Here is a 6,361-nt window from a genome sequence, read left to right as displayed (position 1 = left end):
GCGGGCGCTGCGGGCACGGCTGTCGCTGACCGAAGTGGACGTCACGGAGATCCTGCTGGACCGGCTGCGCGCGCTGGGCTTCCCGTGGGAGGCGATCGTGGCGGCCGACAACGGCTCGGCGCTGGACGCCGACTTCCGCAGCCTGGTGGACCTGGTCCGGCATCAGGTGGTCCCGGCGGTCAGCGCGGCGATCGCCGCCGCCGACAGGCCGGTGCTGATCACCGAGGCGGCGCCGCTGGCCCGATACGGGGAGCTCGGGCTGCTCCAGGAGCTGGCCGACCCGACCCGGCCCCGGCCGGCGGCCAGGCTGCTGCTGGTGCCGGCGCGGCGACCCGAGCCGGCGGTGCTGGACGGGGTGCAGTTGCCGCTAACCTCCCCGGCCAGCCAGTCGCTGTGGCTCGCCAACGACTGGATCGAAGCGGCAGCTCCGTCCCACTCCAGGGTGCAGTGACGTTCACGGATCGGAGGGTAGCGCTCGTGATCTGCGCGTTGTCCCGAGCATCGACCGGCTGGCCAGACCGCTTGGGCCTCTGCTCATCAAGTAGTCATCGAATTCCCCGCCTATATCTAGGTTGACGGCAGCTGAAGAGCAATGCTGACCGTGCATCTCATCGTTGTGGTGCCGGATATGCATCGACAGCCCGATGATGATTCGCTTTCTCCAATCCACGAGGTTTTGGTCTACGTCCACGAGGCTTAGCCACTGAGACCGTATGACCAGACAGCCTCTCCGCCGCATGTCGGCAGAGTTTCCCGCGCTCATCGCGGAGGTTCGGCAACACCGCAGCCCGCCTCAATCAGCACAATCAGGACGATGCATGCACGGAGCTCGGGGAGTCAGGCGTCCCTGCTGATCACCGCTCGCCCGTCGTGGTGAGATTGGCTCAGTCTTGTAGGCTGGCTCGGTGGTATACCTCTTGCTGCAGAAACTATCGCTTGTTGAATGGGTGCAAGTCGTCTCCGCGGTTGGTGCGGTGGCGGCTGCGGTGGCCGGATTTGCTGCTGCTTGGGCGGGTACCCGGGCAGCGCGTGCAGCAAATGACTCCGCGAAAATCGCCGCGCAGCAGCTTCCCGAGATGCAACGACAAGTGGAGGTGGGGATCGCGCAGGCCAAGGCGGCTGAGCGACAAGTTGATCTCGCGCAAGAGGCTGCAAAGGGTGCGGGAGCGGCAGTTCGCGAGGCTTCTCGAGCTCGTGCTGATGAGAGGGCACCACGGGTGGTGGCCCTTATGGAGGCTCCGCAATGGCCGCCACGAGTGGATTCGGCGCGCACGGGAATGCCCTATGCGAACGAACTCCGACTGCTTGATCACCGATCCATTGGGCAGAGTTCGGTGGCGTCGTCCTCTAGGCCATATGTGTTCCACGGGCAAAGAAACTGGTTTATGTGGTTCCGGACGCGTGGAGTCCTAATCAATGAAGGTAGCGCGACAGCCCGCGTCCGCCTCGATGGCGAAGCGGAGTTCATCGAGGGAACGACTCCGCTGGCTGGCGAGGCAACCATATCCAGACCACCGCAGGTCGGAACGCCAGATCGGCAAGAATACCTCTTGCGGCCAGGCGAGTCGGCGCTCTTCGAATGGGCCTCGGGGCACACTCTCGGGGAGTGGGCTGAGGCATACGAAAACCCGAATCCACCCAACCCTCATGGCGCATGCTTCTTTACAATTACCGTCTTTGACTCATTTGAACACGGAGTTATCGACCATATTCATGCCGTTATGGCGGGACGTCCTCTGGTTCCAGTGGACGGAGCGCTAGGGCAATGGCGTATTACTCCCGATTTGGAAGAGGCGGCGCTGGGTATTACGGTATATCCGATTCGGCGGATGTATCAATCTGAAGGTTGGGTAGACCGGCCTCTGCCGTGGGAGGAGACCTACGGCGAATGGCGCAGTCAGCACGAGGGGTGATGTCCGTGGACCGTGATGGATGACCCCCGAGTTTAGGAGAGGGGGTTGGCTCTAAGTCCGCTGATTTGGTGCTGGTGCTGGTGCTGGTGCTGGTGCTGGTGCTGGTGCTGGTGCTGGTGCCGGTGTATGGCACCGCTCAATCCGGTTTGGCTTCATCCGCGCCCTGACCACGCTGATCATCGGCTGTTCGGCCGTGAGTAGCCAGGCGGTGGGCTGGCCGTGATCGCGGTCGGAGACGCCGCCGTAGTGCAGGACAGTGACTACGTATCGCTGGGCCGTGGCGGCGCTCAGCAGATCCACCATGGACATCGCTCGGTGGTTCGCCTTCTGCAACGCCTCGACTTGGGCGTCGATTGCTCGATCCCAGACCTGGTCCGGCATCGATAGCCAACGGGCGTCACTCAGCATCCATAGGGCACGCTGTTCATCCGTGTGGTGCGGGCGCTGGAATGACCTCTATCTCGACCGCTTTACATATGGCGAGCAGCCCTCGGTCGGAGAGTTCGCCGGGGACCCGAGCCACGCGTGGCTCGAGCTAGCGCGCGAGGACTAACTTGTCTAGCAGGTAGTGCTCGTGATCACCCTGCGTCCGGCTTGGCAGCCTCGACGGGACCCGTCAGATCGGGCAGCCCTCCGCTCTTCAGCCAGTCGGCGAACTGCCGCCGCTTCTCGCGGTCGACGACCGCCTTGAGGGCAGCGTTGACGGTGGCCCTCTTCGTCGTGGTGCCGAGAATCATGCCGGCCTCGGCGAGTAGCTCGTCATCGACATCCAGGATCGTCCGGCTCACGGTTGCCTCCTCTGATGGGTGTTACTTGCCTTTGACATCAATGTGGCACGTTCTGATGTCAGACCGGCTGAGTCGCCATGCTGACAACCGACATGGATACGGATCGCCCGTCGGGATAGTTGCGAAGGTGGCGAGGCTGACCGACGAGGGCGATGACCCATACCTCTGGCTGGAAGATCTTGATGGCGCGGACGCCGCCGGGTGGGTGCGGGACCGCAACGCGGAGACCCTGGCCACGTTGACCGGAGGCGCGGCGTTCGCCGGGTTGCGGGCCGAGATCCGGCAGGTGCTCGATGCGCAGGACCGCATTCCGTATCCGGGGTGGCGCGGGGACGGGCACTACTACAACTTTTGGCAAGACGCGGCGCACCCGCGTGGGCTCTGGCGGCGGACGACCCGCGAGGAGTACCGCCGGCCTGAGCCGGAGTGGGACGTGTTGCTCGACGTCGACGCGTTGGCGGCGGAGGAGGGCGAGAACTGGGTCTGGAGCGGGGTGACGGTGCTGCGGCCCGGCTATGAGCGCTGCCTGATCAGCCTGTCCCGGGGCGGCGCCGATGCCATCGTGGTGCGGGAGTTCGACCTGCTCAGGCGGGCTTTCGTCGAGGACGGATTCACGCTGCCGGAGGCGAAGAGCCGTGTCTGCTGGATCGACGCGGACCACATCTACGTCGGCACCGACTTCGGGCCGGGGTCGCTGACCTCCTCCGGGTACCCACGTGTCGCGAAACGCTGGCGGCGAGGCACGCCGCTGTTGGCGGCCGACATGGTGCACGAGGGGCGGTCGGAGGACGTCGGGGTGTTCGCCTCGCACGATCCGACCCCCGGCTTCGAGCGCGACTTCGTCGGTCGCAGCCTGGACTTCTACAGCAGTGAGAGCTACCTGCTGACCGGGGCGGGCGAGCTGACCCGGATCGAGGTGCCGGAGGACGCCTGGTGGGACGTACACCGGGAGTGGCTTTTGATCCGGCTGCGCTCACCGTGGCTGATCGGTGGGGCGACCCATCCCGCCGGCGTTCTGCTGGCGACCCGATTCGAGGCGTTCCTCGCTGGTCAGCGGGAGCTGACGGTGCTCTTCCGGCCCGACGCCCGCACGGCGCTGAGCGGCTACTTCTGGACCCGGAACCATCTGATCCTGGCCACGCTCGTCGACGTGCGGAGTCGGCTGGAGGTGCTGACGCCCGGCGAGACCGGTTGGCGGCGGGAGCCGCTGGCCGGGGTGCCGGAGTTCGACCACAGCCAAATCGTGGAGACCGACCCGGACCACGACGACGCCTACCTGCTCACCTCCGAAGGCTTCCTGCAACCGGCGGCGCTGCGGCTCGGCCAGGTCGGCGGCGCGGTCGAGACGCTCAAGCGCGAGCCGACATTCTTCGACACGGACGGCCTGGCGGTCCGCCAGTTCTTCGCCACCTCGTCCGACGGGACCCGGGTGCCGTACTTCGTGGTGGGCGAGCCGGATGCGCCCGACGGGCCGACGCTGCTCACCGGGTACGGCGGCTACGAAGTCTCCTTGACCCCGCACTACAGCGGGATCATCGGGCGGGGCTGGCTGGCCAGGGGCGGCAGCTACGTGGTGGCGAACATCCGCGGCGGCGGGGAGTACGGCCCCGAGTGGCACCGCGCCGCGCTGCGGGAGAACCGGCCCCGGGCGTACGAAGACTTCGCGGCGGTGGCGGCCGACCTTGTGACGCGCGGGATCACCACACCGGCACAGCTCGGCATCGAAGGCGGCAGCAACGGTGGGCTGCTGATGGGGGTGATGCTGACCCGCTACCCCGCGCTCTTCGGGGCGGTCGTCGCGCAGGTGCCGGTGTTGGACATGCGGCGCTACCACCGGCTGCTGGCCGGGGCCTCGTGGATGGCCGAGTACGGCGACCCGGATCGGGAGGCCGACTGGGCCTACCTGCGGGAGTACTCGCCCTATCACAACGTCCGCGGCGACCGGCCGTACCCGCCGGTCCTGTTGATCACCTCGACCCGGGACGACCGGGTGCATCCGGGGCACGCCCGCAAGATGGCGGCCCGGCTGCGCGAGCACGACCACGAGGTGGCGTACTACGAGAACGTCGAAGGTGGTCACGGCGCAGCGGCGAACAATGAGCAACGCGCCTTTGTGTGGGCGCTGACGCTGGAGTTCCTCTGGCGAAAGCTAAACGTGCCGCAACCGGGGCCTGCGGCGCCGCCGCGCCAGTATTCCCGTACCAGCGAGCTGGTTACCGAAGGACGCTGACCGTCCATTTGTCCAGGATGGCCATTCGGAGGGCACCTGAGTCGTCACGCGCTGTGGTAAGAATCTAGGAATGCCGCTGCGCAAGATCGTGTTGGAGAACTACCGCTGCTTCCGGGATCGGCAGGAGGTGGAGCTGGCCCCGGTGACGGTGGTCCTCGGTAAGAACAACTCCGGTAAGAGCGTGCTGACCCGCGCCCCGCTGGTCATTGCGACGGGCTTCGACACCACCAGTACCGCCCCACTCGACCTGGACCGGCTGGTGCCGCAGCCCGTGGATGGCTTCCCTGACCTCATTTTCGAGCAGAGCCCGCACGGAAAGTTCTCGCTCGGGTTCACGGTGGACGGGCCGAGCCCTTTCGAGATGGCGGCCACGATCCGCTATGTCGACGAGGATCGCCGGGCGTACGTGTCGAGCCTGCACCTCGCGAGTCAGGGCGACACCATCGACTTCGAGCTACTGCCGACGATCGAGACGAACGAGCACGGCGTCGTCTATGAGATCAGTTCGAAGGTCCACCCCCGCACGGTCACCCGACCGGTGCTCTTCAACGGCCTGCTGCCGCGAGTGGAGGACGTCGCCGAGCTCTGGCCGTTCGGCGATCGGCGGATTTCGCTGGGGCCGATCCGGTTCCTCAGTGCCTACCGCGACCGGCCGGAGCGGCAGCATCGGCTGCCACTGGGCACACCCCGTGCCGTCGGTGAGCAGGGGCAGGGCACCTCCGGCATCCTCGCCCACGATCAGGCGCGCGGGAATGGCGAGCTACTGGGTCGGGTCAACGAGCGGCTTGCGGTGATCGTGCCAGGCTGGCGCATCGAGGAGATCGAGGCGGGTCCGCTGTGGTCGACGGTGTTGACCAGGAAGGGCAGCGGAGTCCGGGTCAACCTGGCCGACGCTGGCACCGGCTTGTCGCAGATCCTGCCGATCCTGGTGCAGTGTGCGTTGGACGAGCGACGCGGCACGCAGTCGGCCCCGGCCTTGCAGATCATCGAGGAGCCGGAGATGCACCTACATCCCGGCGCACACGCCGAGCTGGCCGATCTCTACCTGAGCACCGCGCAGGCCACCGACACCCAGTTCCTGATCGAAACTCACAGTGAGACGCTGTTGCTGCGGCTGCGGCGACGGATCGCCGAACAGAAATACCCTGCTGACATGCTCGCCGTCTACGTCGTGGAGCAGGCCGACGGCGTGTCGGTGATCCGCCGGGTCGGGGTTAACGAGCTGGGCGACCTCGGTGACGAATGGCCCGAGGGCTATTTCTCGCAGGACTACCACGAGGTGCGGGCTCTCGCTTCCGCCCAGCTCAATCGGAGTGGCTATGCATCTTGACATCAAGGCAGAGGTGTTCCACTCGGGCGACCAGCTCACCGTGGCCAAGCTGCTCGATCTGGCCATGACGGGGCGACACCGGTGGCGCCCCGATCGCGCC

4 protein-coding genes and 1 pseudogene are annotated in these 6,361 nt (G+C 66.3%); 4 read left to right on the top strand and 1 reads right to left on the bottom strand.

From position 1 onward, the window contains the following. Together KBX53_RS18520 and KBX53_RS18515 are read left to right on the top strand one after the other, a co-directional pair. A pseudogene (locus KBX53_RS18520) lies at positions 1-451 on the top strand (BREX system serine/threonine kinase PglW); the annotation flags it as partial. 454 nt (positions 452-905) lie between these two features. Beyond that, positions 906-1,913 carry a hypothetical protein gene (locus KBX53_RS18515; protein ID WP_210860629.1) on the top strand — a complete coding sequence of 336 codons (1,008 nt, stop codon included), beginning with the start codon at positions 906-908 and terminating at the stop codon, positions 1,911-1,913. A 578-nt stretch (positions 1,914-2,491) separates the two neighbouring features. On the opposite strand, the gene KBX53_RS18510 is transcribed toward KBX53_RS18515, so the two are convergent. Beyond that, positions 2,492-2,701 carry a type II toxin-antitoxin system VapB family antitoxin gene (locus KBX53_RS18510; RefSeq protein WP_210860628.1) on the bottom strand — a complete coding sequence of 70 codons (210 nt, stop codon included), beginning with the start codon at positions 2,699-2,701 and terminating at the stop codon, positions 2,492-2,494. 127 nt (positions 2,702-2,828) lie between these two features. Here KBX53_RS18510 and KBX53_RS18505 point away from each other — a divergent pair, with 127 nt between their 5' ends. Further along, positions 2,829-4,931: a prolyl oligopeptidase family serine peptidase gene (locus KBX53_RS18505; protein WP_309140803.1), complete on the top strand. Its 2,103-nt coding sequence runs from the start codon at positions 2,829-2,831 to the stop codon at positions 4,929-4,931. Between the two features lie 70 nt (positions 4,932-5,001). Further along, positions 5,002-6,261, top strand: coding sequence for an AAA family ATPase (locus tag KBX53_RS18500; protein ID WP_210860625.1), 1,260 nt, complete (start codon positions 5,002-5,004; stop codon positions 6,259-6,261). The last annotated feature ends 100 nt before the right edge of the window (positions 6,262-6,361 follow it).

The organism is Micromonospora sp. M51, assembly GCF_018070305.1.
Classification (GTDB): Bacteria; Actinomycetota; Actinomycetes; order Mycobacteriales; family Micromonosporaceae; genus Micromonospora; species Micromonospora parva.
Note: the sequence above shows the minus strand (reverse complement) of the source record. Positions and strands in the feature narration are given on the sequence as shown.